At 60.4% G+C, this 25,245-nt stretch carries 19 protein-coding genes and 1 pseudogene; 12 read left to right on the top strand and 8 right to left on the bottom strand.

Features of this window, described 5'->3' with window-relative positions; all coding sequences use genetic code 11:
- Positions 1–277 precede the first annotated feature (277 nt).
- The 3 genes and pseudogenes from AC3ZVB_RS05140 (at position 278) to AC3ZVB_RS05130 (ending at position 2,518) form a co-directional block, all read left to right on the top strand.
- Entirely contained in the window at positions 278–661 is a 384-nt protein-coding gene (locus AC3ZVB_RS05140) for a c-type cytochrome (RefSeq protein ID WP_490145942.1), read from the top strand.
- Between the two features lie 90 nt (positions 662–751).
- A pseudogene (locus tag AC3ZVB_RS05135) lies at positions 752–925 on the top strand (LPXTG cell wall anchor domain-containing protein); the annotation flags it as partial.
- A gap of 162 nt (positions 926–1,087) precedes the next feature.
- A complete protein-coding gene (locus AC3ZVB_RS05130; protein WP_194690340.1) occupies positions 1,088–2,518 on the top strand; it encodes an amino acid permease in 1,431 nt (476 codons plus the stop codon).
- Positions 2,519–2,927: 409 nt separating this feature from the next.
- Here AC3ZVB_RS05130 and AC3ZVB_RS05125 read toward each other — a convergent pair whose 3' ends face one another.
- Positions 2,928–4,655, bottom strand: a complete 1,728-nt coding sequence (locus AC3ZVB_RS05125; RefSeq protein ID WP_247267002.1) for a cobaltochelatase CobT-related protein — start codon at positions 4,653–4,655, stop codon at positions 2,928–2,930.
- 20 nt (positions 4,656–4,675) lie between these two features.
- Entirely contained in the window at positions 4,676–5,656 is a 981-nt protein-coding gene (locus AC3ZVB_RS05120) for an AAA family ATPase (protein ID WP_162440499.1), read from the bottom strand.
- A 159-nt stretch (positions 5,657–5,815) separates the two neighbouring features.
- On the opposite strand from AC3ZVB_RS05120, the gene AC3ZVB_RS05115 reads away from it, so the two are divergent.
- The gene (locus AC3ZVB_RS05115; protein ID WP_247267001.1) at positions 5,816–6,124 is read left to right on the top strand and encodes a hypothetical protein; all 309 of its coding nucleotides are present in this window, start codon (positions 5,816–5,818) and stop codon (positions 6,122–6,124) included.
- A gap of 61 nt (positions 6,125–6,185) precedes the next feature.
- Here the strand turns inward: AC3ZVB_RS05115 and AC3ZVB_RS05110 are convergent, their stop codons facing one another.
- Genes AC3ZVB_RS05110 through AC3ZVB_RS05100 form a run of 3 tightly spaced genes read right to left on the bottom strand, consistent with a single transcriptional unit; the run spans position 6,186 to position 10,148 of the window.
- On the bottom strand, positions 6,186–7,121 hold the full coding sequence (locus AC3ZVB_RS05110; protein ID WP_490145941.1) for a CobW family GTP-binding protein: 936 nt from the start codon (positions 7,119–7,121) through the stop codon (positions 6,186–6,188).
- On the bottom strand, positions 7,108–8,736 hold the full coding sequence (locus AC3ZVB_RS05105) for an amidohydrolase (protein WP_490145940.1): 1,629 nt from the start codon (positions 8,734–8,736) through the stop codon (positions 7,108–7,110). Before AC3ZVB_RS05105 ends, AC3ZVB_RS05110 begins: the two co-directional genes overlap by 14 nt.
- Positions 8,733–10,148 (bottom strand): sodium/glutamate symporter, encoded by a 1,416-nt coding sequence (locus AC3ZVB_RS05100; RefSeq protein WP_490145939.1) that lies wholly within the window; start codon positions 10,146–10,148, stop codon positions 8,733–8,735. The genes AC3ZVB_RS05105 and AC3ZVB_RS05100 overlap by 4 nt, the downstream gene beginning before the upstream one ends.
- Positions 10,149–10,317: 169 nt before the next feature.
- Between AC3ZVB_RS05100 and AC3ZVB_RS05095 the strand changes: the two genes are divergently transcribed.
- The gene (locus tag AC3ZVB_RS05095; RefSeq protein WP_162440496.1) at positions 10,318–11,211 is read left to right on the top strand and encodes a LysR substrate-binding domain-containing protein; all 894 of its coding nucleotides are present in this window, start codon (positions 10,318–10,320) and stop codon (positions 11,209–11,211) included.
- A 70-nt stretch (positions 11,212–11,281) separates the two neighbouring features.
- Here AC3ZVB_RS05095 and AC3ZVB_RS05090 read toward each other — a convergent pair whose 3' ends face one another.
- The 3 genes from AC3ZVB_RS05090 to AC3ZVB_RS05080 all read right to left on the bottom strand — a co-directional run bounded on the left by AC3ZVB_RS05090 (position 11,282) and on the right by AC3ZVB_RS05080 (position 15,664).
- Positions 11,282–12,415 (bottom strand): aminotransferase class V-fold PLP-dependent enzyme, encoded by a 1,134-nt coding sequence (locus tag AC3ZVB_RS05090; RefSeq protein WP_490145938.1) that lies wholly within the window; start codon positions 12,413–12,415, stop codon positions 11,282–11,284.
- 193 nt (positions 12,416–12,608) lie between these two features.
- Complete coding sequence (locus AC3ZVB_RS05085) at positions 12,609–13,931, bottom strand: MFS transporter (RefSeq protein ID WP_162440494.1); 1,323 nt, start codon at positions 13,929–13,931, stop codon at positions 12,609–12,611.
- A 68-nt stretch (positions 13,932–13,999) separates the two neighbouring features.
- Positions 14,000–15,664 (bottom strand): GMC family oxidoreductase, encoded by a 1,665-nt coding sequence (locus tag AC3ZVB_RS05080; protein WP_490145937.1) that lies wholly within the window; start codon positions 15,662–15,664, stop codon positions 14,000–14,002.
- 220 nt (positions 15,665–15,884) lie between these two features.
- Here AC3ZVB_RS05080 and AC3ZVB_RS05075 point away from each other — a divergent pair, with 220 nt between their 5' ends.
- The 7 genes from AC3ZVB_RS05075 to AC3ZVB_RS05045 all read left to right on the top strand — a co-directional run bounded on the left by AC3ZVB_RS05075 (position 15,885) and on the right by AC3ZVB_RS05045 (position 25,143).
- Positions 15,885–16,670, top strand: coding sequence for an IclR family transcriptional regulator (locus AC3ZVB_RS05075; protein WP_490145936.1), 786 nt, complete (start codon positions 15,885–15,887; stop codon positions 16,668–16,670).
- A gap of 202 nt (positions 16,671–16,872) precedes the next feature.
- Entirely contained in the window at positions 16,873–18,261 is a 1,389-nt protein-coding gene (locus AC3ZVB_RS05070) for an aminotransferase family protein (RefSeq protein ID WP_162440491.1), read from the top strand.
- Between the two features lie 248 nt (positions 18,262–18,509).
- Positions 18,510–19,976, top strand: coding sequence for a MocR-like pyridoxine biosynthesis transcription factor PdxR (gene pdxR, locus AC3ZVB_RS05065; RefSeq protein ID WP_490145935.1), 1,467 nt, complete (start codon positions 18,510–18,512; stop codon positions 19,974–19,976).
- A gap of 467 nt (positions 19,977–20,443) precedes the next feature.
- On the top strand, positions 20,444–22,204 hold the full coding sequence (xsc, locus tag AC3ZVB_RS05060; RefSeq protein WP_194690331.1) for a sulfoacetaldehyde acetyltransferase: 1,761 nt from the start codon (positions 20,444–20,446) through the stop codon (positions 22,202–22,204).
- Positions 22,205–22,320: 116 nt separating this feature from the next.
- A complete protein-coding gene (locus tag AC3ZVB_RS05055) occupies positions 22,321–23,274 on the top strand; it encodes a bifunctional enoyl-CoA hydratase/phosphate acetyltransferase (protein WP_162440488.1) in 954 nt (317 codons plus the stop codon).
- A 23-nt stretch (positions 23,275–23,297) separates the two neighbouring features.
- Positions 23,298–23,597 (top strand): DUF6506 family protein, encoded by a 300-nt coding sequence (locus AC3ZVB_RS05050; RefSeq protein ID WP_162440487.1) that lies wholly within the window; start codon positions 23,298–23,300, stop codon positions 23,595–23,597.
- Between the two features lie 475 nt (positions 23,598–24,072).
- Positions 24,073–25,143: a YeiH family protein gene (locus AC3ZVB_RS05045; protein WP_490145934.1), complete on the top strand. Its 1,071-nt coding sequence runs from the start codon at positions 24,073–24,075 to the stop codon at positions 25,141–25,143.
- Positions 25,144–25,245 lie beyond the last annotated feature (102 nt).

Here is a 25,245-nt window from a genome sequence, read left to right as displayed (position 1 = left end):
GCTGCCTGAATCTGGTGTACATCGCCAAGGCGATGCCCATCGAGGAAGCCGCGCGTCGCTACTTGCCGGCGATGCAGGAGGTCGTGGAAAAGATCCAGATTCAACTGGGCTGATGTTGCCAACGCTGAAAGCGCCCGGAGGGAGAGAAAAAGTCTAAATGCCAGTTTGGATCCAATCTGCTAGGATCTCACCACTCACCTGACTCTGGCTCTTTACCAGGCACGGATTGCCTGGCCAGAGTCGGGCGGGTTCTTGGGGGTATTCAGGCACAGGGACAATGAGAAAAAAAGCCGTATTCATCGCTTCTCTGACCGTTTTAACGCTCATCCAGACATCACTGTCTTTCGCGGATAACGTCAACGGAAAAAACCTCTATTTGCAGCGATGTGTCATGTGCCATGGAGCAGATATCAAGGGAACAGGACCCTTGGCCACCAAGAGCAATCCTCCCACGCCTGACCTGACGACAACCGCCTTCAAAAAACGCCTGAGTGATTATCCAGGCGTTATCGTGTCATCGATAATACTTCGCCCAAACGGCGACTTGATCCCAAGAACCTTGCGCGAGAATGGCGTCAAGCTGGCGCCGTACGCATGGCAGGTGAAAGATTTCCGCGATTTGAATCAATACATGAGCAGCGTGATTTCCAGAAATCGATGATGTCCAGAGGTGAGCTGGCTGAGGTTTTCATTGGCAGTCATCATCACCCGTCCCGTCGCCTGTTCAGGCGAGCCCGGAAATGGAGAAGCGCGCGGCACTGCCTTCGGTCGTTTCAATCGGATCAGTGGTGTCTGCACGCTGATCGCCAGCGTACTCGCCGGTTGGCTATGGCAGACTACCGGATCAAACAGCACGTTCCTCATGGGCGCATTGCTAGCCGCAGCCGCGCTGCTCCTGATGCTGTTCAAAAAAAATAATACGTGAGCAAACGTGGCTCCAGCAGCGTGCCGCAATTGGCCCTAAAAAGTTCTGCCCTCCCGGAAGACACTGCGTAGGCAGCCTGTTTCGCCCCCGACCATAACGGCGATGACCGGCTGCTTCTGTACTGACTTTCAACCTAAAATAAAAACGAATGGGGTGAGCAGCATGTCCGTACCTCAACAAACCCGATCGGAGAGCGCCAACGGCGGCCTGCAATCGGGACTCAAGCAACGTCACATGGCCATGATCGCCCTGGGTGGTGTCATCGGTGCCGGCCTGTTCGTCGGCAGCGGTGTCGTCATCCAGTCTGCGGGGCCCGCAGCCCTGGTGTCCTTTCTTGTCACCGGCGTACTAGTCATCCTGATCATGCGCATGCTTGGCGAGATGGCCTGCGCCCTGCCGACCGTCGGATCCTTCTACGAATATGCGCGCATGGCCTGGGCGGATCACAAGCAGACCAGCCAACTGGCCGGCTTCCTCACCGGCTGGATGTACTGGTACTTCTGGGTGATCGTTGTTGCAGTGGAAGCTGTAGCTGGCGCTTCGCTCATTCAGTTCTGGTTGCCGGACGTACCGGCCTGGGGCATCAGCCTCACGTTGATGATCATTCTGACCCTCACCAACCTGTGCTCGGTCGCCTCGTTCGGCGAGTTCGAGTTCTGGTTTTCCTCGATCAAGGTGGCGGCCATCATGGTGTTCCTGCTTCTGGGCGGGTTGTACCTCTTAGGCATGTGGCCGACTGAAACCCATCACGGGTTGACTTCGATGCTCAGTCACGGCGGCTTCATGCCGAACGGCATCGGCCCGGTGCTGACTGGCGCGGTGGCTGCGACCGGGTTTTATTTTGGCGCGGAGATCGTCACTGTGGCGGCCGCCGAATCGTCCGACCCGGTCCGCTCGGTGGCGCGGGCCACCAACTCGGTGATCACTCGCGTCCTGTTCTTCTACGTCGGCTCGATCCTGCTGGTGGTCACCCTGGTCCCTTGGGATTCGCCCGCCATGCTCACGCCGTATTCCAGCGCGCTGGCAGCCATGGGCTTCGACTGGGCCGCGCACGTGATGAACGCCATCGTGCTCACGGCCGTGCTGTCCTGTCTCAATTCGGGCATTTATGCGTCTTCGCGCATGCTGTTCGCACTGACCAAACGCGGCGACGCACCGCGCAGCCTGGCCAAGTTGTCCAAGAGCGGCGTACCGCGCCGGGCGATCTTCTTCGGCACGCTGTTCGGCTATCTGTCGGTGGTCATGTCGTACATATCGCCGGACACCATCTTCGCCTTCCTGGTCAACTCCTATGGCACCGTGGCGATCTTCGTCTATGTGCTGATCGCCCTGTCTCAACTGCGCTTGCGGGCGAAGCTGGAACGCGAGGCGCCGGAGAAACTCAAGGTGCGGATGTGGTGCTATCCCTACCTGACCTACGTCGCGATCTTCGGCATGCTCGGCATCGTAACCGGCATGGCCTTCATACCCGATCAACGCATGCCGCTGGCATTGGGTGTCGTCAGCCTGGCGATTCTGATTCTGGCGTTCATCAGTCGCACCATCTGGCGGCGGATCAAGGGCCTGCCGGAAATCGTACCGGTTAGCAGCTAGTCGTCAGGACTGAAAGGGATCTCAATAAAAGTCGCCGATGGGCGGCTTTTTTTGTGGTCTCTGATCACCGATCTCCAAAGCACCTGCGCCCCTATAGCAGCTGCCGAGCCCGCGAGGCTGCGTTAGGCTCGGGCCGCGATCTTGCGCAGCAGTCGTAAAAACAGACAACACTGTTGCTGAGTGATTTGTGGTGGTGGGAATGACTAGTCAGTGAAGAAACAATGCGAGTAATACATATCTGTGGCGAGGGGATTTATCCCCGTTGGGCTGCGAAGCAGCCCCAAAAACTGCAATCGAGGTGTATTTGGCAAACCGCATGAGCTGGCTTTACGACTGCTGCGCAGCCGGACGGGGATAAATCCCCTCGCCACAGGTTCTTATCATCACACTTGAATGATCGGCAGCAGGCTCAGCAACGGCCCTTAAGCAGCCGCAGGATTTCGTCGAACACGGCATTGTCCAGGCTGCGCGACAGATCGAGCTCCAGGCTATTGCGATAGTAGGGGCTCAGATCCAGACCGACACCAAGGGCATACAGCTCGATGCCGGGCTCCTGTTCGATCTGTCGTGCCACGTGTTTGAGGTGCAGGTCGAGGATGTCCTGCTGGTTGGTCTGGTGGGTCGCGCTGTCCATCGGGCAGCCGTCGGAGATGACGATCAGGATGCGCCGCCGTGCGTCACGCTGCAGCAGCCGTTGACGCGCCCAGAGGAGCGCCTCGCCGTCGATGCCTTCGCGAAACAGATCCGACTTGAGCAGTGCGGCAATGGTCGGCCGCGCGCGGCGCCAGGACGTTTCGGCATCCTTGTAGACCACATGGCTAAGCTCGTTGAGCCGTCCCGGATTGGCGGGCTGGCCCATGGCGCGCCAGCGCTTCAACGGGCGTCCGCCGTTCCATTGGCCGGTCGTGAACCCGAGGATTTCACAGCGTGCACCCGCCAGTTCCAGGGCACGACTGAAGGCGTCAGCCAGCAGGGCGACGCTGTCGATGTGGTTGCGCATGGAGCCGGAGTTGTCGATCAGCAGGCTGACCAGGCAATCACTGTGCGGACGCTCCTGTTCGTGGCGAAAAATCTCCCGTTGCTCGGGGCTGATGATCAGGCGACTGAGGCGCCCGGCATCGATCTGTCCGTCGGTTTGGGCGAAGGCCCAGCCATCTCGACGAGGCGCCGCCAACAGGGCGCCCAGGCGCTTGGCCAGGCGCGGCAGATTAAGGCCCTGACCGGCCAGGCGGCGGTCGAGGCGCTGGCGCAGTTCGCGCAACAATTCGGGCCGTACCAGGCTTGCGGCGTGACGCTCGCAATCGTAGTCGCGGCTGAACACCTGATAGGTAAAGGCGTTGCTGCTGCCGCGCGAATTACCTTCGGCAGCACCGCTGCTGTTGACCTCGCCCTCGCCATCCTGATCAACGTCGAGTAACAGGGCAAAGGCCAGGTGAGTCTTCTCGGTGATTTCCGAGACCTTGCGCTCGTCGTTATCGAGCAATTCGGCATCCAGGTTCTCGATCAATTCCTGTGCCTTGGCGGCGATCACCAGGGCATGCCCGGAAAATTCCACCTGGTGATGACGACAGCGACGCATCAGCCCGAAGGCCGCGCCGAAATGCCCCAACAGGCTCAAGCGAGGTGCCTCAATGAGCATCTCCGTCTGTTCCCCGGCGCGGCCGCCACACAGCAGAATCCAGCTCATCTGCGCCAGGGTGAAGAGCAGCAGGCCGACGTGTCCCTCGGCCTGTCCAGCGTCGAGAAACTGCTGGCTCCACTGCTCGAAGCGCTGCAACAGATTGCGCCGCACGCCGGGATGACAGTCGGCCACCAACGACTCGACGCGCAGTTGCTCAAGCAGTTCGAACACCAGGCGCGCGATGGGTTGCGCCGGCAGCACCTGGCGGACCAGGGCCGGATCGCTGTGTTTCAAACGCAGCGCCAGGCTGTCAGACACCCCGCGCCAGGCTCGACTTTCATCACGTTCCGGGTCTGGATGAAGGTGTGGCGCGCGCACCGGGAAGTGCCGTTCCTGCACTTCCAGACGGCCACCGCGATAACGTACGCGGGGCTCGCCGGACAATGCCCGCAGCGTCGCCGCACAGAGTTCCTCGAGTTGTTGCTGGCGTTTCTCGCGACGTGGAGGCGGGTTCATCGTGGTCTTCCTGTGCGGGTTCAGGCCAGTGCCAGCAGGGGGAACGCCGACTCGGTCAGCTCCTGATCGAAACAGCGTTGGTAGTACTCGGCGACGATGGGCCGCTCTGCTTCGTCGCATTTGTTGAGGAATGACAGGCGGAACGCCAACGCCGGGTCGCTGAAAATCTCCATGTTTTCCGCCCAGGAAATCACGCAGCGTGGCGACATCAGGGTCGACAGGTCGCCGCTGGCGAAGCCTTGGCGCGTCAGGTCGGCCACGGCCACCATCTGCGTCAGCAACGGTTCGCCGTGCCGGGCGAGCAAGTGCGGCACCCGGGAGGCGACGATCGCGACTTCTTCTGCCTGGGGCAGGTAATTCAGGGTGGCAACGATGTTCCAGCGATCCAGCTGCGCCTGATTGAGCACCTGAGTGCCGTTGTAAAGCCCGTTCAGATTGCCCAGGCCAACGGTGTTGGCGGTCGCGAACAGGCGGAACGACGGGTGCGGCAGGATCACCTGATTCTGGTCCAGCAGATTGAGCTTGCCGTCGCGTTCGAGGATGCGCTGAATCACGAACATCACATCCGGTCGACCCGCGTCGTATTCGTCGAAAATCAGCGCCATGGGGCGACGCAGGGCCCAGGGCAAAATGCCTTCCTGAAACTCGGTGACCTGCTTGCCCTCGCGCAACACAATGCCGTCCTTGCCGATCAGGTCCAGGCGGCTGATATGGCCGTCCAGGTTGACCCGGGTGCAAGGCCAGTTGAGCCGCGCCGCGACCTGTTCGATATGGGTCGACTTGCCGCTGCCGTGCAAGCCTTGCAGCATCACCCGGCGATTGCGCGTGAAGCCCGCGAGAATCGCCAGGGTGACTTCTGGGTTGAATCGATAGGCCGCGTCGATCTGCGGCACATGTTCGTCTGGCGTGAGAAACACGGGAACGCGCAGGCTGGAGTCGATACCGAACAACTCCCGTACAGGGACCAGGCGGCTGGCGGGTTCGAAGTTCAGGTCGGTCATGAATATCGCCTCGGGGGCCGGAAAGGAAGTCTTGATTCTAGGGAGGTGACCCGTGTTGGGGAGGGACCAGTTCCCGGCACCCGATGTGGCCAGTTGCAGTGACTGGCGCCACGGGTGGGCAGCGACTGGCCCTATGGTCCAGGGCGCTGGCGGCTAAGGATGGTCGCGCTGGTAAAACCCGTGGCGGTTGCCGCCGAACAACCTGGAGAGGTCAATCAGATGTCCGCCGATACCCTGACAATCAAGCTGGACCCGGAGCTCCTCGCACTCTTTCGCCGCTACGAGGCGCATATGCACATCACTCCGGAGTACTACATCGACGAACTGCTGGCCAAGACCCGGCCAACCCTGCAAGCAGTGGTAGAAGCGCTGGACGAAGCCGCTGGCGACCCTGAGGCACTGGCCAAGTTGTTTGGCCGCAGGATGGCCAGCCTGATGCAGCAGCAGGGCGAAAAGGTCAGCGCCTGAGACCGACTCTACAGCCAGAATCGGCCAGTGAATCCAGACGCGCGCCCCAGGCGTGTCTGGATCAGTGACGCGAGTCTTGAGTGCGCTCGAGTTGCATCAGTCGGGCGCCCAGTTCGTCAAAGCGCGAGCCTTTGATGCCGATGCACACCAGGTGGTTACCCGCCGCCGCCCGTGTGGCCGCCAGCCAGCGAATGCTGCGGCCACTCAGCTGCAACACCTGAGGCCCGTCACGATCGAGCCGCTCCAGTATTCCTTTGGCGCGGAGCAAGACATCGGCATATTCACCTAGCAGCTGTTCGAGCCGAGCGGCATCGATGGCCGCGGCGTACTTCACACTGATAGAACCCCAGCTGTTTTCACTCGCGGCCGCGGGTGACACGGGTGAGAGGCGATCAGTCGTCGGGACCGTGCGAGCGATGGCTGATGGAGCTTGCAAGCCGTCGTTTAGCGCTTGCATCGCGGGGCCATTCAGGTCCCGGAGAATGGCCTGCGCTCGCGCATACTCGACGCTACCGTCCGCCGGCAGGCGATTGATGATCAACTGGTCGGAGGCGGCAATCTGGGCCCGCCAGACGTCTGCGGTGTAACGGCTTTGGGCATGATGGGAAATCTGGCTGGCGTCGATCAGGCAGACCACCGACTCCAGCCTCAACTGCCGTGATACCCGCGCAATATCGGCGATGCGCGCAGGCTCCGCGACGCCGCTGGCTTCGATATAGATCGCGCCGGGTCGCTGCTCCATCCGCATCGCCTGGGCCAATTGTTCTGCCAGGGTGCCGCCCAGCGTGCAGCAGATACAGCCATTGCCCAGTTGCAGGATTCTGTCATCGCGGTAGTCAATCAGCTCGGCATCGATGTTGATGTCACCGAAGTCATTCACCACGATCAGGCTGTCCGGGGGCAATCCCTGTCGAATCAGCTCATTGAGGTAGGTGGTCTTTCCGCCACCGAGGAAGCCGGTGATGACCGTCAGGGGCACCGGGTCAGGTGTTGGCATGGACCTCACCTCCCAACACGGTTGCCAGCACGCGAACCGTGCGCAACTGCGCCGGATCGATGGTCAACGGGTCCTGATCGAGTACCACCATGTCCGCGAATTTACCGATTTCGAGGCTGCCGACCAGGTGATCGAGACGCAAGGTGTAGGCCGCGCCCAGCGTGATCATTTCCAGTGCCTGTGGAACACTCACGCGCTCTTCTTTACCCAACACTTCGCCGGAGGCGGTTTCGCGCATCACCGCGCACCAGGCCGTGAACAGCGGCCCAAGCGGCGTTACCGGCGCGTCACTGTGGATCGCGGTGACGATGCCCAGCCGCCGCGCGGAAGCGAGGGGCTCAAGTCGACGACTGCGCTCGTAGCCCAAGGTGTGTCGACGGTGAATGTCGCCCCAGTAATACAGATGGTTGGCAAACATGTTCAGGCACAGGCCGAGTTTGGCCGTGCGCCGTAGCTGAGCATGGTCGATCACCTGGCAATGCTGCAGCGTATGCCTGTGATCGGCACGTGGCCACAGATCCAGGGCGCTTTCCACGGCATCCAGCATCAGCTCGACCGCTTCATCACCGTTGGTGTGGATATGCAATTGCAGCCCCGCCTGATGGTAAACCTGCACCATCTCCTGCAGGGCTTCGGGTGGCGCGTTCCAGATGCCGTTGGCATGACCATCGTGGTAGTAAGGCCACTTCATTCGCGCCGTATAGCCCTGGATTGATCCGTCCGTCATCATCTTCACCAAGCCAAATTTCAGCTTGTCGTTGCCCAGTGGCAGGCAGTGCTGCAGGCGTTCGACGCCCTGTTCCGGCGACCAGGCCAGCGCACTCATCGCCGGCACCAGGCGCACGGGAAAATCAGCTTCGCTCGTCACCAATCTCAGCGCTGCGATACCGTCATCGGTCAGGGGGTTATAGAGGTCGGTGATGGTCGTGATCCCGGCATTGCGGGCAGCCTGACCATAGCGTCGCAGCGTGCCAGGGGACGACACGGCCTCAAACAGATTCATCTCCAGGGTTTCGAAAATGGCATGCATCGCCGCCATTTCCTGCAGCTCACCGTTAGGCCGGCCATCGGCGTCGAGCATGATCCCTTCGATCCCCGGATGGCGGTCAAGATCAGACTGTTCAAGCATCCGGCTGTTGACCGTCATGACGTGCAGGCTTGCATGCATGACCACGACCGGTCGGTCTTTCACGGCACCATCCAGCAGCTGCCGGTCGAGTCGGGCACCTTCGAAATAGACGGGGTCGAAGCCCCAGGCGATCAGCGGTTCGCCGGGTGCCAACCCTTCGGCAGCGTCGCGCAGGCGTTGTTGCATGGCGGCGATGCTGTCCGCACCGGACCAGTGAGTCCCTTCAGGATCGACGCGGGCAAAGTAGCCCAGGTAGAGGTAATTCCACATGGCGCCTTCGAGGGCGTGGCTATGCCCTTCGACGAAGCCCGGCAGGATGGTGTGGTCCGCAAAGCGCCGATCCAGCGTGTAGTCCCCCAGCTCTTGCATCACCTCCAGCGGGCCGACGCACAGCACGCGGCCGTCGCGCACCGCAATGTGTGTGGCTTCAGGCTGGGAGGGATTCATTGTGAGGATGCGCTTGGCGGTGAAGACGGTAATGCTCATTGGCAGGACTCCTTGATCGGGGTCGTCGGGGCAGGGGCGGTACTGGCCCTGAATTTCATCAGCAGTGGAACGCAGGCGAGGAAGACCAGTGCCGTGCCGCCGAAGACCAGCAGGTAGTTCCACCCGCCCAGCGAGGGCACGATCGGGGCAAAGAAAAACAGGATGTGGAACGTGCTGAAGATGATCGCCAGGTTGAAGAACGCGAGCTCCTTGGGCACGGAGGTACTGAAGTCGGCATCCATCATGCGTAACAGCAGCAGACCGGTGCCGGTCGAACCACAGCAGCAACCAAACGCGGTAATCGCCCGTTCCGGTCCGAGGGTTCCGCTCAGGCGCCCGAGATAGAGACAGCCGATCAATGTGACCAACGTCACGGCAACCGTCACCAGCAGGATCGGCGTGAGCAGGGCGTAGAGCACGGCAAACTGGATGCTCATCAGGGTGCCCACGACCATGAAGTCGATGGATGAACCGGTGATGCGTTTCAGGGTTTCGTCATCGACGCGATGGGCCAGACCGCAGCGGTCGATCACCAGGCGCATCAACACACAGACCGCCAGGCCATGAAGGAAAAACAGGTTGTAGCTGAACAGCACCGAGAGGTTGACGCCGCCTGCCGAGAAATCCTTGATCTGACCTTGCATGAAGCTCAGCCAGACGTAGGTGATCAGGTAGGCAACGGCGAGCAGTCCGAGGTGATAGGCCAGCGAATCCAGGTTTGCCGGGTGCGAGACCATGCGGCCGCTGCTCGGTACCTGCGTCCCGTTGTAAAAGCCCGATTTGAAGTTCTCATCGATGTTCGAGGCTTTGTTGGCATTGAGCCCACGGCGGATAAAGTTGTTGGCCATCGGCACACCGACAACGAAGGCCACCAGAAAGCCGAGGGACGCATAAATCAGACCGACCTGGGCCGCGTTTGCAATCCCGTACTCTTTCTCCCAGAGGCCGCCGTAGGTCAGCGCCTGGCCAGGGCCTTGGGTGAAACCATGGGTGACAATGGCGCCCAGCCATTCGCTGATACCGGCGCCGGTGACCGCGTCATAACCGCTGATCACCAGATAGCCAATCACGCCTTGCAGCCCCAGGCTGATCGTCCAGATCAGCGTGAGCCACAGTCCACCGCGCACCACGCTGCCACCTGAAAGGGCGGCGTCTTTGCTTTTGCCGGTGAGGCACAGGGACATGAAGCTCAGGGTGAAAAAGTGGAAGGTCAGGGCTTCGAAGTCACTGGCCTCAAACCCCGGTATCAGCCCGAACGATAACAGCGTAAATCCGAGCATGCCGCCGATCATGCTGGCCGGTGCCAGCGAGTTGCGGAACAGACCAATGCGGTTACGCAGGATACTGCCCACCAGCAGCATGCCCGCCAGCAGGGCAAAGGCGATTATTCCGTGGAAGGTGCTTTCCATCATCAACCCTCTTTTTATATTTATTGTTTTTTTGAATGGTGAACTGACGTCGCAGCTCATTGCGGGAAGCATCGATCACGCCATCGATACCCGACGCAACTCAACGGTAGAGCAATGAATGTGACCTGTATAATATCGGTTGGATAACGAGTGATGCCTGGAAGGTATTGATGTGCGAATCGATCTGCGTCATCTGCGAGCCTTCGAGGCCGTGGCCGAAGAACTGCATTTTCGCCGAGCGGCCGAGCGCCTGAATCTGGCGCAACCGGCCCTGAGTCGAACCATTCAGCAACTGGAGGAAAGCGTCGGCGAAGTGCTGTTGTTGCGCAGCAACCGACGGGTCGAACTGACCGAAGCAGGCCGGGTTTTCCTGGCAGGAAGCCGAACGGTCTTCGAGCATCTGGAGAGCGCCGTGCATGACGCACGCAAGGCGGGGGCCGGGCAGATTGGCCAACTGCGGATTGGTTACACCGACTTCGCGGTCTCAGGCCAGCTGCCACCCATCCTTGACGGATTTCACCGCGACTATCCGCAAATCAGGGCCGAACTCGTCTTCGGTTCGACCCAACAGCAACTCGAATTATTAAAGGGTGGGAGCATCGAGTTTGCGTTTATCACCGGGCCCTTGCTCGACCCGAACATCGACAGTATCGAAGTGCAGCGCGACCGCTTTGTCGCGGTGCTGCCGCAGCGACATCCGTTGGCGGAGCAGTCCGAGGTGAGTTTGTCGGACCTTGCGCAGGAGCCTTTTGTGATGGGCGTGATGAGTCACTGGTCGCACTATCGGCGACAGCTCGATGCGCTGTGCATCAGTGCCGGATTCCTGCCGCAGGTCGTACAAGAGGCGTACAACAGCGAAGGTGTTTTCGGGTTTGTCGCGGCCAATATCGGCGTGACGGTCCATCTGGAAAGTGCGGGGAATTTCAATCGCAAGGGCGTGGTGCTGATTCCACTGAAAAGCGTCGACGCGCGCGTCTGTACCCTGGCGGCCTGGCTGAAAAACTCGGTGACGCCGGTGCAGCAAAAGTTCATCGACTTTCTCAGGCAGCGGACGCCGCCTCTTTGAGGCTACGGCAGCAGCTGACCGGCTCGCAGGAGGTTGTCATCCTCTGCGAGCCTCAGCGAAGGCGGGTGGCTCAGCGCCCCATGACCTCGTTCAGCGCCTGTTCGAAGGTGCTGACGGTGCGCTCGATATTGTGCAGTTTGTCGAGCCCGAACAGACCGATGCGGAAGGTCTGGAAGTCGGCCGGTTCGTCGCATTGCAACGGCACGCCGGCCGCGATCTGCAGACCGTGGGCGGCGAACTTCTTGCCGCTCTTGATCTCCGGATCATCGGTGTAGCTCACCACGACACCCGGGGCTTCAAAACCAGCAGCGGCCACGCTTTTGATGCCTTTGCCGGCCAACAGCGCGCGTACCCGGTCACCCAGCGCCTGCTGTTCGGCGCGGACCTTTTCGAAGCCGTAGGCTTCGGTCTCTTTCATCACATCGTTAAAGCGCGCGAGGGCATCGCTGGGCATGGTTGCGTGGTAGGCGTGCCCGCCCTGTTCGTAGGCCTGCATGATCTGCAGCCATTTTTTCAGGTCACAGGCAAAGCTGCTGCTCTGCGTCTGTTCGATGCGCTCGAGGGCCAGGGGACTGAACATCACCAAGGCGCAGCAGGGCGATGCGCTCCAGCCTTTTTGCGGTGCGCTGATCAGCAGGTCGACCGCGCACTTCTGCATGTCGACCCACAGCGCGCCCGAGGCGATGCAGTCCAGCACGAACAGGCCACCCACGGCATGCACGGCGTCACCGACGGCGCGCAGGTAATCATCGGGAAGAATGATCCCCGAAGAAGTTTCAACGTGGGGCGCAAAGACAACCTGCGGCTTCTGCGCCTGAATGGCGGCCAGCACTTCGTCCAGGGGCGGTGGGGCGTAGGCGGCCTGGCGACCGGACTCGACCGGTCGGGCTTTGAGTACTGTGGTGGCAGCCGGGATGTTGCCCATCTCAAGGATCTGGCTCCAGCGATAACTGAACCAGCCGTTGCGGATCACCAGGCATTGCTGGCCGCCCGCAAACTGCCGTGCCACCGCTTCCATGCCGAAGGTGCCGCTGCCGGGAACCACCGCAACGGCCTGGGCGTTGTAGACCTTTTTCAGGGTGCTGGAGATGTTGTTCATCACCCCTTGGAACGTCTGCGACATGTGGTTGAGCGAGCGGTCGGTGTAGACCACCGAGTACTCGACCAGTCCCTCGGGATCGACACTGGGATATAGCTTTGACATGGGTGACTCCTGTGGCAGAAATCTCATTGGTATCGACCCTGCCTCAAGCCTCGGCAAATGACAAGGTGGCCCGGGATCAAATCGCAGGAACTGCAAGCCAGGTCAGATTTGCCTGGCATCCAGCGGGAAGAACGCACAAAGCCCGGTTCCGGTGGGGAATCGGGCGATGCGCTGAGCTTAGCGGATCAGGCCGTCATGAGGAGGAGGTGCGCGGGGCAGCGCTTAATTCGGGCGTCATCTGTTCGCCTTTGCGCTGGCCGATCCACCGGGCGCAATAAGCACTGACGGCGCCCGCGAACAGTACGTAGAGACAGGTCGTCCAGGGTTGCCCGCCGCTGCTGCGCATCAACGCGGTGGCGATCATAGGGGTCAGGCCGCTGGCGAAGATGCCGGAGAATTGATAGACGAACGAGATGCCGGTGTAGCGCACTTTCGCGTCGAACAACTCACAGAACATGGCCGCCTCAGGTCCGTAGACTGCCGCATAAAAAATCCCGAATGGGACCACGATGGCCATCCAGATCACGAACATGTCGCCCTGGCTGGTCATCATCAACCAGAAGGCCGGAAACGCCGAGAGAGCGGTGATCAGCGATCCCCAGAAGTAAACGCGGGTGCGGCCAATCCGATCGGACAAGGCGCCGAACATCGGGATGGTGAAGCACATCACCACCGCCGCGATCATCACCCCGATCAAGGCCTGGGAGCGCGGCAGATTGAGCGTCTGGGTCAGGTAGCTGAGCGAGAATACGCCGAACACATTGAAGAACACGCCGTCGATGTAGCGCGCGCCCATACCGGCCAGTACGTTTTTCGGATAGCGCTTCATCATGTCAACGAACGGAATGGCTGCTTCGGCGTTGGCTGCTTTGACCTTGGCGAATTCAGGGCTTTCCATCACGTTCAGACGAATCCAGGTGCCAACGAACACCAGGCCTGCGCTGAGCAGAAAAGCGATGCGCCAGCCCCATTCGAGAAACTGGGTGTCCGTCAGGATGTAAGACAGCAGCCCGACCACACCCGAGGCCAGGCACAAGCCGATGGCCAGGCCGATCTGCGGCAGGCTGGCGTAGAACCCGCGCTTGTGTTTCGGCGCGTACTCGAACGCCATCAGCACTGCGCCACCCCATTCGCCACCGAGGCCGATGCCCTGGACGACGCGCAGCAGCAGTAGCAGGATCGGGGCCCAGATACCGATGCTGTCGTAACTGGGTACCAGACCGATCAGAAAGGTGGCCACGCCCATGATCATCATCGTCATGATCAGCATGCTTTTTCGACCAATCTTGTCGCCGAAGTGACCAAAGATCACACCGCCGATAGGTCGGCTGAGAAAACCGACGGCGAACGTGCCGTAGGCCAGCATGGTGGAGACCAGGGGATCGTCGCTCGGAAAGTACAGATGGTTGAAGACGATGCCGGCGACGACACCGTAGAGGAAGAAGTCATACCACTCGATGGTGGCGCCAATGACACTGGCTATCACCACCTTGCGCACGGGATTTGGCGTGGACATCTCAGTATTCCTATTCTTGTATTTATAGGGAGGGTGAGCGCGAACGGCACGCGACTTTCACTGTTCCATCAGGACGCGACGGTGCTCAGAACCGGCGTCGGTGCCTCCGTGGCGTGAGGTGTACGGGCACTGGGTTGCAGGCAGTCTTCGAGAATCATCGTCGAAGCCTTTTCGGCGATCATCACCACCGGAACGTTGGTGTTGCCCGAAACCAGTGTCGGCATGATCGAGCAGTCGACGACGCGCAAGCCCTGCACGCCATGCACACGCAGGCGCGCATCCACCACGGCGAGCGGGTCGTTACCCATCTTGCAGGTTCCGGACGGGTGAAAAATGGTCGCTCCGTACTGGCGGCAGAATTCCAGAATCTGCTCGTCGCTCTGGGTCTCTTTACCAGGCCGATACTCGCTGCGAATCAACCGCTTCAACGGACCGGTCGCGGCCAGCTTGCGGGTGTAGCGCACGGCTGCAATCACCGTTTTTCGGTCCAGTTCGGTCGACAGGTAATTGGGCTGCATCGACGGCGGTTGCAGAGGATCGCTGGAGGTGATGCGCACATAGCCGCGACTTTCGGGACGCAGTTGGCAAACCGACAGGGTGAAGCCCGAGAAGGGATGCACGCTGCCGCCGGCCGAGTCGGCGCTGAGGGTCCCGAAGTGATACTGAATGTCCGGTGTGTCGCTTTGCTCCAGCACCCGAGTGAACAACCCGCCCTGGTTGATGCCAATGGCCAGCGGGCCACTGCGAGTCAGCAGCCATTGCAGGCCCATGCGCAACTTTCGTAGCGGCGAACGCAGTTCATCGTTGGTGGTGATCGGTTGGGTGCATTCGTAGATCAAGCGAATCTGCAAATGGTCCTGCAGGTTTTCACCGACGCCCGGCAGCACATGTACCGGCGCAATATTGAATTTTTTCAGCAACGGCGAAGGGCCGATGCCGGACAGTTGCAGTAACTGCGGTGACTGTAATGCGCCGGCGCTGAGTATCACTTCGCGCTTGGCTTTGACGATCTGCGATTGGCCGTTCTGGCGGTACTGGACGCCGACCGCACGGGTGCCTTCGAAGACGATTTTTTCGGCTTGGGCTTGCGCCTCGATGGTCAGGTTCGGACGGCGCTTGGCGGGGTTCAAATAGGCCACCGCCGTGCTGCAGCGCAAACCCTTGCGGGTGGTCAGTTGATAGTAACCGACACCTTCCTGATCACCGGTGTTGAAGTCCGGGATGTGCGGCACGCCAAGTTCTTTGGCCGCGCCGATAAAGCCTTCAGTGAGGGGATGCCGGGCCTTGATGCTGGACGCCGATAGCGGGCCGTCAGTGCCGCGCGTGGGGCCGGGGCCCAGGTCATTGGACTCGGCACGGCGAAAGTAGGGCAGGACGTCGTCCCAGCCCCAGCCGGTGTTCCCGGCGCTGGCCCAGGCGTCGTAATCGGCGCGTTGGCCACGGATGAAAATCAGCCCGTTGATTGAACTGCAGCCACCGAACACCTTGCCGCGTGGCCAGTAGATGCGTCGGTCGTTCATGCCGGGGTCTGGATCGGTGTAGAAGCCCCAGTTGTAGACCGGGTGGAACATGGTCTTGGCGTAACCGATCGGGATGTGAATCCACGGATAACGATCCGCAGGCCCCGCCTCGAGTAAGCAGACGCTGTAGCGCCCGTGTTCGCTGAGTCTATTGGCCAGCACGCAGCCGGCTGAACCGGCGCCGACAATGACGAAGTCATAAGTACGTGACATCCGAAATCCTCTTTTTTATTGTTGTGAACGCGAATCGAGATTTGAAAATAGAACAATACATTCCATTTATATGGAGCCAGAGTTAGGGTGTTTGTGAGTCCACGACGTATTTTTCGCGCCGTTTTTAACTAACCTGCTAATAATTAATGAGTTATAGGAAAAGTGATTTTTTATCGGGGTTTTAATAATGGTACGAAACAGACCAAAAGATGAGGAAAGCGTGCTGGAACCGGTCGCCGGCGACAATCCGGATCGAAGTCTGCGTGCCTTGCTGCTCCTGGAGGCGGTCGCTAATGCGGATGCGCCGATGTCCCTCGCACAATTGAGCGACCGGCTGGAGGCGCCCAAAGCCACCCTGTTGCGAATGCTCGTCGCGTTGGATCGGCTTGGCTATCTGTTGCGCGAAGTGGACGAGAAGGCCTACCTGCTCGGCCCACGCGCCAATCGTCTTGGGCTGTCGCTGTTGCGCAACGAAGTGGTGCTGCAGCGAAGCCGCCTGATTCTGCAGGCGCTGGTGCGGCAACTGGGTGAAACCTGCAACCTGACGGCGCTGGATGGCGAGCGTGTGATTTACATCGACCGCGTGGAAACCCACGAGCCCCTGCGCCTGCATGTCGAGCCGGGTACCCACGTGCCGCTGCATTGCACCGCCAGCGGCAAGTTGTTTCTTTCACAGATGCCGGCGGAACGACGCAGTGCCGTGCTCAAGCACCTTGAGCTGACGCCTCAGACCGATCGCAGCATTACTGACATCGACCTGCTGGAAACCGAGCTGGAGCGCATCCGCTTACGCGGTGTAGGCATCGACAGTGAAGAGTTCGTCAGGGGAATGGTCGCCGTCGCCGTGCCCATTATCAGTGTCGACGGTCATTGCCTTGCGGCGCTGGCCTGCCATGCGCCCACGGCACGCAAAAGCCTTGGCGACTTGATCGAACACATTCCCCGGTTACAGGCGGCGGCTGCGCAACTGGCCCTGGCCTTTGCGCTGGATTCTTCCCAGGGGTGAGCCTTGCTGATGATGGCTGGCATCACGCGTGGTCGATAACTGGTTCTAACTGCGAGCGCTGCTTGTTCTTAATTTCGACACAAGGGGTGGATCGGGCGGTGCTGCGTTGCGATGCCGAGTACTGCTCCTTCGTAAGTCGGTGCCTGGAGCGTGTCTCCTGCCCGGTGACCAACAATAAAAATGCACCAGTCGAGAGGTAAGCATGAAAACAACAGCTCACGAGTACGATGCAGTCGAGGCATTGGCCAGTGACCGCGCTCACGTCTGGCATCACCTGTCCCAGCACAAACCGCTGGAGCAGAACGATCCGCTGATGATCGTCGAAGGCAAGGGCATGCGCGTGCGGGACATCAAGGGCAACGAATTCCTCGATGCTGTCTCGGGTGGCGTGTGGACCGTCAACGTGGGTTACGGCCGTGAGACGATCGCCGACGCGGTGCGCGATCAGCTGGCGAAGATGAATTTTTTCGCCAACTCCGCGGGCAACATACCGGGCGCTTTGTTCGCCAAAAAACTGATCGAGAAGATGCCTGGCCTGAGTCGGGTGTACTACTCCAACTCCGGTTCCGAAGCCAACGAGAAGGCCTACAAGATCGTGCGGCAGATTGCGCACAAAAAGTACGGCGGCAAGAAACACAAGATCCTGTTCCGCGAGCGTGATTACCACGGCACGACCATTACGGCGCTGAGTTCCACCGGCCAGTTCGAACGCAAGAACCAGTACGGCCCGTTCACCCCGGGTTTCGTCGAGTTTCCACACTGCTGTGAGTACCGCTCGCAGTTCGGTGAAATCGCCGACTACGGCGTGCGCGCCGCCATGCAGATGGAGCGCGTCATCCTCGCCGAAGGACCGGATACCGTGGGGGCTGTGGTGCTTGAGCCGATCACCGCTGGCGGCGGTGTCATCACGCCGCCAGAAGGCTACTGGGAGACCATTCAGGCGATCTGCAAAAAGTACGACATCCTCCTGCACATTGACGAAGTGGTCTGCGGCCTGGGCCGTACCGGCAAGTGGTTTGGCTATCAGCATTACGGCATCAAGCCCGACATCGTCACCATGGCCAAGGGTGTGGCCAGCGGTTACGCGGCGATCTCCTGCACCGTGACCACCGAGGAAGTGTTCGAAGCGTTCAAGGGGGAGGCCGATGACCGGATGGGTTACTTCCGCGACATCAGCACCTTCGGCGGCTGCACTGCAGGTCCGGCGGCGGCGCTGGAGAACATGCGCATCATCGAGGATGAGGGCTTGCTGGAGAACGTCACCCACATGGGCGAGTACTTCATGGGTCGCCTGCGTGAGTTGCAGGACAAGTATCCAATCATTGGTGATGTGCGCGGTAAGGGGCTGTTCTGTGGTCTTGAACTGGTCAAGGACCGCAAGACCAAGGAGCCGGTGGAGGAGAGCGTGCCGATTGCCATCGCCGCTGACTGCATGCGCCAGGGTGTAATGATCGGACGTACCAACCGCAGCTTCGAGGAGTTCAACAATACGCTGTGCTTCGCCCCGGCGTTGATCGCCACACAAAAGGACCTGGATGAAATCATCACCGCCCTGGACAACGCCTTTGGCCGCCTTGCACCTCAACCATAACGCATAACGTTGCCGCTGCTGTCGGTGTTGAAATGCGATCCACTGTAGGAGCTGCCGCAGGCTGCGATCTTTTGATCTTGCTTTTGAAGCCAGGATCAAAAGATCGCAGCCTGCGGCAGCTCCTACAGGGGCTTCATTACAGGCGCCGGTCGTGCGCTGGATAGTCTTGCCGGGAGGTTGTTGCTAGTCTGCTGGCAATCGCCGCGTTAGCGCTGCCAGCGCTTGTCGTTCGTTCAGTCGAGGCCGCTATGTTCCAGTTGTTTCATTTGTCCGCCGGAAAAACCACCAACCTGCAGCAGCAACTGCGTGAGCAGATCGCCCAGGTGATTCTCAACGGCAATATTCCGCTCGACAGCCCGTTGCCCTCCAGTCGCAAGCTGGCCAAACAGCTGAACGTTGCACGCAACACGGTGGTGCTGGCCTACGAACACCTGCTCGACGACGGCTACCTGGTGGCCCGTGAGCGCAGCGGCTACTACGTCAATCCGGATATTCTGGCGAACAAAGTCGAGGCGCCGCGTGCGCGCCAGGATGAGGCCGCCAGCACCAGGCCGGACTGGTCGCAACGGCTCGTGATGCAACCTTCGCAGCAACGCAACATGAGCAAGCCACGGGATTGGCAGAATTATAAGTACCCGTTTATCTACGGGCAGTTCGACCCCGCCCTGTTCCCCACCGCCAACTGGCGTGAATGCTGCCGCGACGCGGTGAGCATTCCGGCGATCCGTGACTGGGCGTCAGACCGCTTCGACAACGACGATCCACTGCTGATGGAGCAGATCAGGACGCGCCTGCTGCCACGTCGTGGTGTCTGGGCCAAGCCTGAGCAGATCCTCGTCACGGTGGGTGCGCAGCACGCGCTGTACATGCTGGCGCGTCTGTTGTTGCGCCCCGACAGCCTGATGGGCATTGAAGAGCCGGGCTACATGGACATCCGCAACATTGCCATGCTCAATCCTTCGAGAATCCAGCCGCTGGCGGTGGACAATCAGGGGCTGATATTGAGCGAGGAACTCAATGACTGCGATCTCATTTACACCACGCCCAGCCATCAGTGCCCGAGCACGGTCACCATGCCGTTGGAGCGCCGTTATGAATTACTGGAGCGAGCCAATAAGCACGATTTTCTGATCATTGAAGACGACTACGAAAGCGAAACCAACTTCAAGGGCAGCCCGATTCCGGCCCTCAAGAGTCTCGATACGAATGACCGGGTCCTTTACGTCGGCAGCCTGTCGAAAACCCTGGCGCCTGGCCTGCGGGTTGGCTATCTGGTGGGTCCCGAGGCCCTGATCCGCGAGGCGCGGGCGTTGCGTCGACTGATGGTTCGGCATCCGGCGGCAAACAATCAGCGCTCGGTGGCGCTGTTCCTCGAACGGGGTTACCACGACGCATTGATCATGAGCCTGATGCGGGCTTACGAAGAGCGTCATCAGCAGATGGGCGAGGCCCTGCGCGAGTACCTGCCGGAGTCTTCCAAGGAGCCAAGCTTCGGCGGCTCCTGCTACTGGGTCAAAGGCCCCGACAACCTCGATGCGCGGCGCCTGCAGAAGGAAGCCGCCGAGCACGGCATCCTGATCGAGCCCGGCGATATTCACTTCATCGGTGAGCACCCGCCGCTCAACTACTTCCGCCTGGGCTACTCGTCGATCAACGCCGAGCGCATCCGCCCGGGGATCAAATTGCTGGCCGAGCTTATCCAGCGAATAAGCTGACCGTCACGCTATAGCGCATCTCATTGTGGGAGCTGGCTTGCCAGCGATGGCGTCCAGTCAGTCAACCTCATCATTGCCGACCCACCGCCATCGCGAGCAGGCTCACTCCTACAGGGTCCATGGCGTTTTCAACTATCACAGCCAACACAAATTGTGCACTGGCCGGGATCGTCTGTGCGCGCGGATAAATCTGGACCCAGCTGGCTCAACAGGTGGCCTTCAACTGGTCCTATCTGGCACCTCTCTCGACTCCTACTCTAGCCCCAAGGCAGCCAGTTCTCGCTTCAACGCGAACGTGAGACGGCTCGCTCGACCTGCCCCAACACTCCATCACAACAACAATCGGAGAGATCGGCATGCGTAAAGGACCTGACGTGAATCCCTGTGCGTCCATGTCGGTTAAAGGCTGAGCCCCGAGTCATTGGCGGCGCGGCCGCCGTACCTTAAGCAACGAGAGGAATATCGATATGCCACGCATGACCCCCAGCGAAGCAATGGTTGAAACACTGGTTGCCAACGGCGTCACCGACGTCTTCGGCATCATGGGTTCGGCCTTTATGGATGCGATGGATATTTTCGCTCCGGCCGGCATCCGTTTTATCCCGGTGGTGCACGAGCAGGGCGCCGGTCACATGGCTGACGGTTTCTCGCGGGTCAGTGGTCGTCACGGCGTGTGCATCGCGCAGAACGGTCCGGGCATCACCAACTTCGTGACCGCCATCGCCGCGGCGTATTGGGCGCACAGCCCGGTGGTAGTGATTACGCCGGAAACCGGCTCGATGAGTCAGGGCCTCGGTGGCTTCCAGGAAGCCCAGCAACTGCCATTCTTCGAAACCATCACCAAGTACCAGGCGCACGTTCCCAATCCTGCGCGGATGGCTGAACTGACCGGTCGCTGCTTCGATCGGGCGATGCAGGAAAACGGTCCGACCCAACTGAATATTCCGCGTGACTTCTTCTACGGCGACATCAATGTCGAGATCCCTGCGCCGATCCGTATCGAGCGCAGCGCCGGTGGCGAGCAAAGCCTGGCCGAGGCCGCGCAGATTCTGGCCGCAGCCAAATACCCGGTGATCATCTCCGGGGGCGGCGTGGTCATGGGTGATGCGGTCGACGCCTGTAAAGCACTTGCCGAATACCTCGGCGCCCCGGTGGTCAACAGCTACCTGCACAACGACTCCTTCCCGGCCAGTCACCAGTTGTGGTGCGGCCCGCTGGGCTATCAAGGTTCGAAGGCGGCCATGAAGCTGCTGTCGCGCGCCGACGTGGTACTGGCGCTGGGCACTCGCCTGGGCCCATTCGGCACCTTGCCGCAGCACGGTCTTGATTACTGGCCGAAGCAGGCCAAAGTGATCCAGATCGACTGCGACTCGAAAATGCTCGGCCTGGTGAAAAAAATCACGGTGGGCATCTGCGGCGACGCCAAGGCCGCAGCAGTCAACCTGCTCGGTCGTCTGGAGAACCTGGACGTGCAGTGCCTGGAAAACAAGGGCGCGCGTGCCGAGGAAATCGCCAAGGAAAAATTCGACTGGGAAAGCGAGCTCAACGCCTGGATCCACGAGAAGGACGAATACTCGCTGGACATGATCAAGGAGCAGAGCGGTGAGGACGGCAACTACCTGCACCCGCGCCAGGTCCTGCGTGAACTGGAAAAAGCCATGCCGGCCGACGCCATGGTCTCCACAGACATCGGCAATATCAACTCGGTCTCCAACAGCTACCTGCGCTTCGAGAAGCCACGTTCGTTCTTCGCCGCCATGAGCTTTGGCAACTGCGGCTACGCGCTGCCGACCATCATCGGCGCCAAGGTCGCGGCACCGCATCGCACCGCCATTTCCTATGCCGGTGACGGTGCCTGGGGCATGTCGATGATGGAAATCATGACCTGCGTGCGCGAGAACATTCCGGTCACCTCGATCGTGTTCCACAACCGTCAGTGGGGCGCGGAGAAGAAGAACCAGGTGGACTTCTACAACCGTCGCTTCGTGGCAGGCGAGCTGGAAAACCAGAGCTTCGCTGGCATCGCCCGCTCGATGGGGGCTGAAGGTGTCACCGTTGACCGTCTGGAAGACGTTGGCCCGGCGCTCATGGCCGCTTGCGAGGCACAAAAGGCCGGCAAGACCACGGTGATCGAGATCATGTGCACCCGCGAACTGGGCGATCCGTTCCGCCGCGATGCACTGTCCAAGCCAGTGCGTTTCCTTGAGAAATACAAAGACTACGTTTGAGTGGTCAAGGTGTCCGGTGTGCGCCGGACACCTGCATTCAATGCCCATGGCGAGGGGGTGAACTCCCTCGCCACAGGGGATCGCGGTTTCTACCGTGAACGACAAGGAATCCAATCATGTTGAGCACTATTCCACCGGAATGTCCGGCGTTCCTGCTTGATCGGGCCAAGGCACTGCCGCGCGTGGTCACGGCGGTGGTCAATCCGGTCAATCTGTTGAGTTTGAGCAGTGCCAAACGGGCGTGCGAGGAAGGGCTGATAGAACCGGTACTGGTCGGCGATCAGGCACAGATCCGTGCCCTGGCCGAAGAACTCGACTGGGACCTGCACGGCCTGCGTGTGATGCACGCCAGTGACGACGCACAGTGCGCTGAAATGGCCTGCCTGCTGGCGGGTTCCGGTGACGCGGAAACGATCATGAAGGGGCATTTGCACACAGACATCCTGCTGCGCGCGGTACTCAAGCGTGAAGCCGGACTGCGCGGCCCCAGCCGTCTCAGCCATGTGTTTCACATGACACTGCCGGGCAGCGACAAAGCCCTGTCGATCACCGATGCGGTGATCAACGTGCAACCGACGATCATCGACAAGATCCATATCGCCCGCAACGCCATCGAACTGATGCACGCCTTGGGCTATGAGAAGCCGCGCATGGCCGTGCTGTCCGGTACCGAAGAAGTGACGCGCAGCATGCCGTCCAGCCAGGATGCCGCCGAGCTGGCCAAACTGGCGGCAGTCGGTGCCTTGGGTGACGCCTGCGTCGAGGGCCCGCTGGCGTTCGACAACGCGGTGTCGCTGGAAGCGGCACGGATCAAAGGCATCAGCGGCGAGGTCGCGGGCCATGCCGATATCTTGCTGGTGCCGAACCTGGAAGCCGGTAATTTCCTGTTCAAACAAATGGTTTATTTCATGAGTGCCACGGCCGCCGGCCTGGTCCTGGGCGCGCGGGTGCCGATCATTCTTACCTCCCGTGCCGACCCGTTGGAAGCGCGCCTGGCGTCCTGCGCGCTGGCTTCCATTTTTATCGATTATCGTCGGCAGACGCGCAGTCGCCTGCTGGCGGCTGGCTAAGCAATCATCCAAGGAGCACCACGATGGCTGTGCAACGTTATGGCTTTATCTTCAAGGCGCCAGGCATGCAGTTCCTCACCCATAACGGGCGCCTCGAGTCCGAGACCTTTGCCGCGACACTGTGCGGCGTTGCGAGTGTCGAGGAAGCGCTGCTGGTGGCGCAGGAATTGTTGACCCGGCATGTGCAATTGATTGAACTGTGCGGCGCCTTCACCGAGGCCGAAGTCGAGCAGATCCGCACAGCCATCGACGATCGGGTGCCAGTGGCCGCCGTGCAGTACAGCCCTGAAACACGAGAGCGCCTGCAGCAGTTGGCTGACTGAGTAGGCCCAGCGCTGAGTTTCAGGCGAGCCCAACACTGTGGCGAGGGGATTTAGCGAAACGTCGCACCGCCCCGTTCGGCTGCGAAGCAGTCGTAAAACCTGTGTACGCGATGTACCTGAAACAACTCGGCGTTAGCTTTTGGGGCTGCTTCGCAGCCCAACGGGGATAAATCCCCTCGCCACAGTTAAATCCCCTCGCCACAGTTAAATCCCCTCGCCACAGTTAAAATCTCCTCACCACAGTTAAAATCCCCTCGCCACAGCTAAAACCCCCTCACCACAGTACCGTGCTCGTCCGAAAACTCTCCTTTTCCGGCGCGGTGTATCCGCGCCGGCGACCCGCTGCGCCCCCACCAAAAAATCGCCACCACAGACTGGCCCCTAACACCACCTCGAGGTGGTCCTAATGAGGCAGCACAGTTTTCTCTAGCATCGAAATCCAGTGATTTCATAACCACAGGGTTCTGGTGAGCACATGACAATAAAACAACACCACACAATCCCCCCCGTGCGCAGTCAGTTGCCGGACACGGCCCAACCGTCGACGTCCTGGTTGGTACGCCGCCAGCAAAAACTCAGCCTGTTACTGCCGGGCATCATCGCCGCCATGGTGGTCGCCGCCAGCGCCACTTTCCTGTCCGAACATTACGGTGCCCCGGTGATGCTGATGGCCCTGTTGCTGGGCATGGCCCTGGGCTTTCTTTCCCAAGAGGGGCGTGCGGTCGCAGGGATTCGCTTCACCTCCAGCACCATCCTGCGGGGCGGCGTGGCGCTGCTGGGCATGCGCATTACCGTTGAGCAGATTCTCTCCTTGGGCGGGACGCTGATGGCGGTGGTCATTGGTGCGGTGTTCCTGACCATCACGTTCGGCATCATCCTCTCTAAAATGCTCGGCCAATCCCGCGACTTCGGCATTCTCAGCGGCGGCAGCGTGGGCATTTGCGGCGCCTCGGCGGCGCTGGCCATTTCCGCAGTATTGCCCCAGGACAAGGACAGCGAACGCAACATCATCTTCACCGTGATCAGCGTCACCGCGCTGAGCACCATCGCGATGATTGCCTACCCGCCAATCGCCCAATGGATCGGCCTGGACGCCCACCAGGCCGGGATCTTCCTCGGCGCAACCATTCACGACGTGGCCCAGGTGGTCGGTGCTGGCTACAGCATGTCGGAAGAAACCGGCGACACCGCGACCGTGGTCAAACTGTTACGCGTGGCCATGCTGGTGCCCATCGTTTTCAGCCTGTCGTTGCTGCTGCGCAAGCGCGGCGATGGTGGTCCGCGTCCGGCACTGCCGTTGCCGTTGTTCATCATCTTCTTCGTGCTGTTTGTCGCCATCAACAGCAGCGGCATTGCGTCGACGCAGATGCAGGCGTTGGCCGGCGATGTGTCGCGCTGGTGCCTGGTGACGGCGATTGCCGCCCTGGGCATGAAAACTTCACTCAAGGCGCTGCTGGAAGTGGGCTGGCGCCCGGCGACCCTGCTTGTCAGTGAAACGCTGTTTCTCGCGACTATCATCCTGTTTGCGGTGAAGTGGCTGGGATGAGCCAACGTCATGGGTGACTGACATCGCCCCGTCAATCACCAGGCTGCCGCCGACACATTCACTGTGCGGCGGCATTCTGGTTTAACCAGCAAAAGGGGCAAC

It is taken from the genome of Pseudomonas sp. MDV22-iso1, from assembly GCF_058145095.1.
This window is presented reverse-complemented; position numbering and strand designations above follow the sequence as displayed.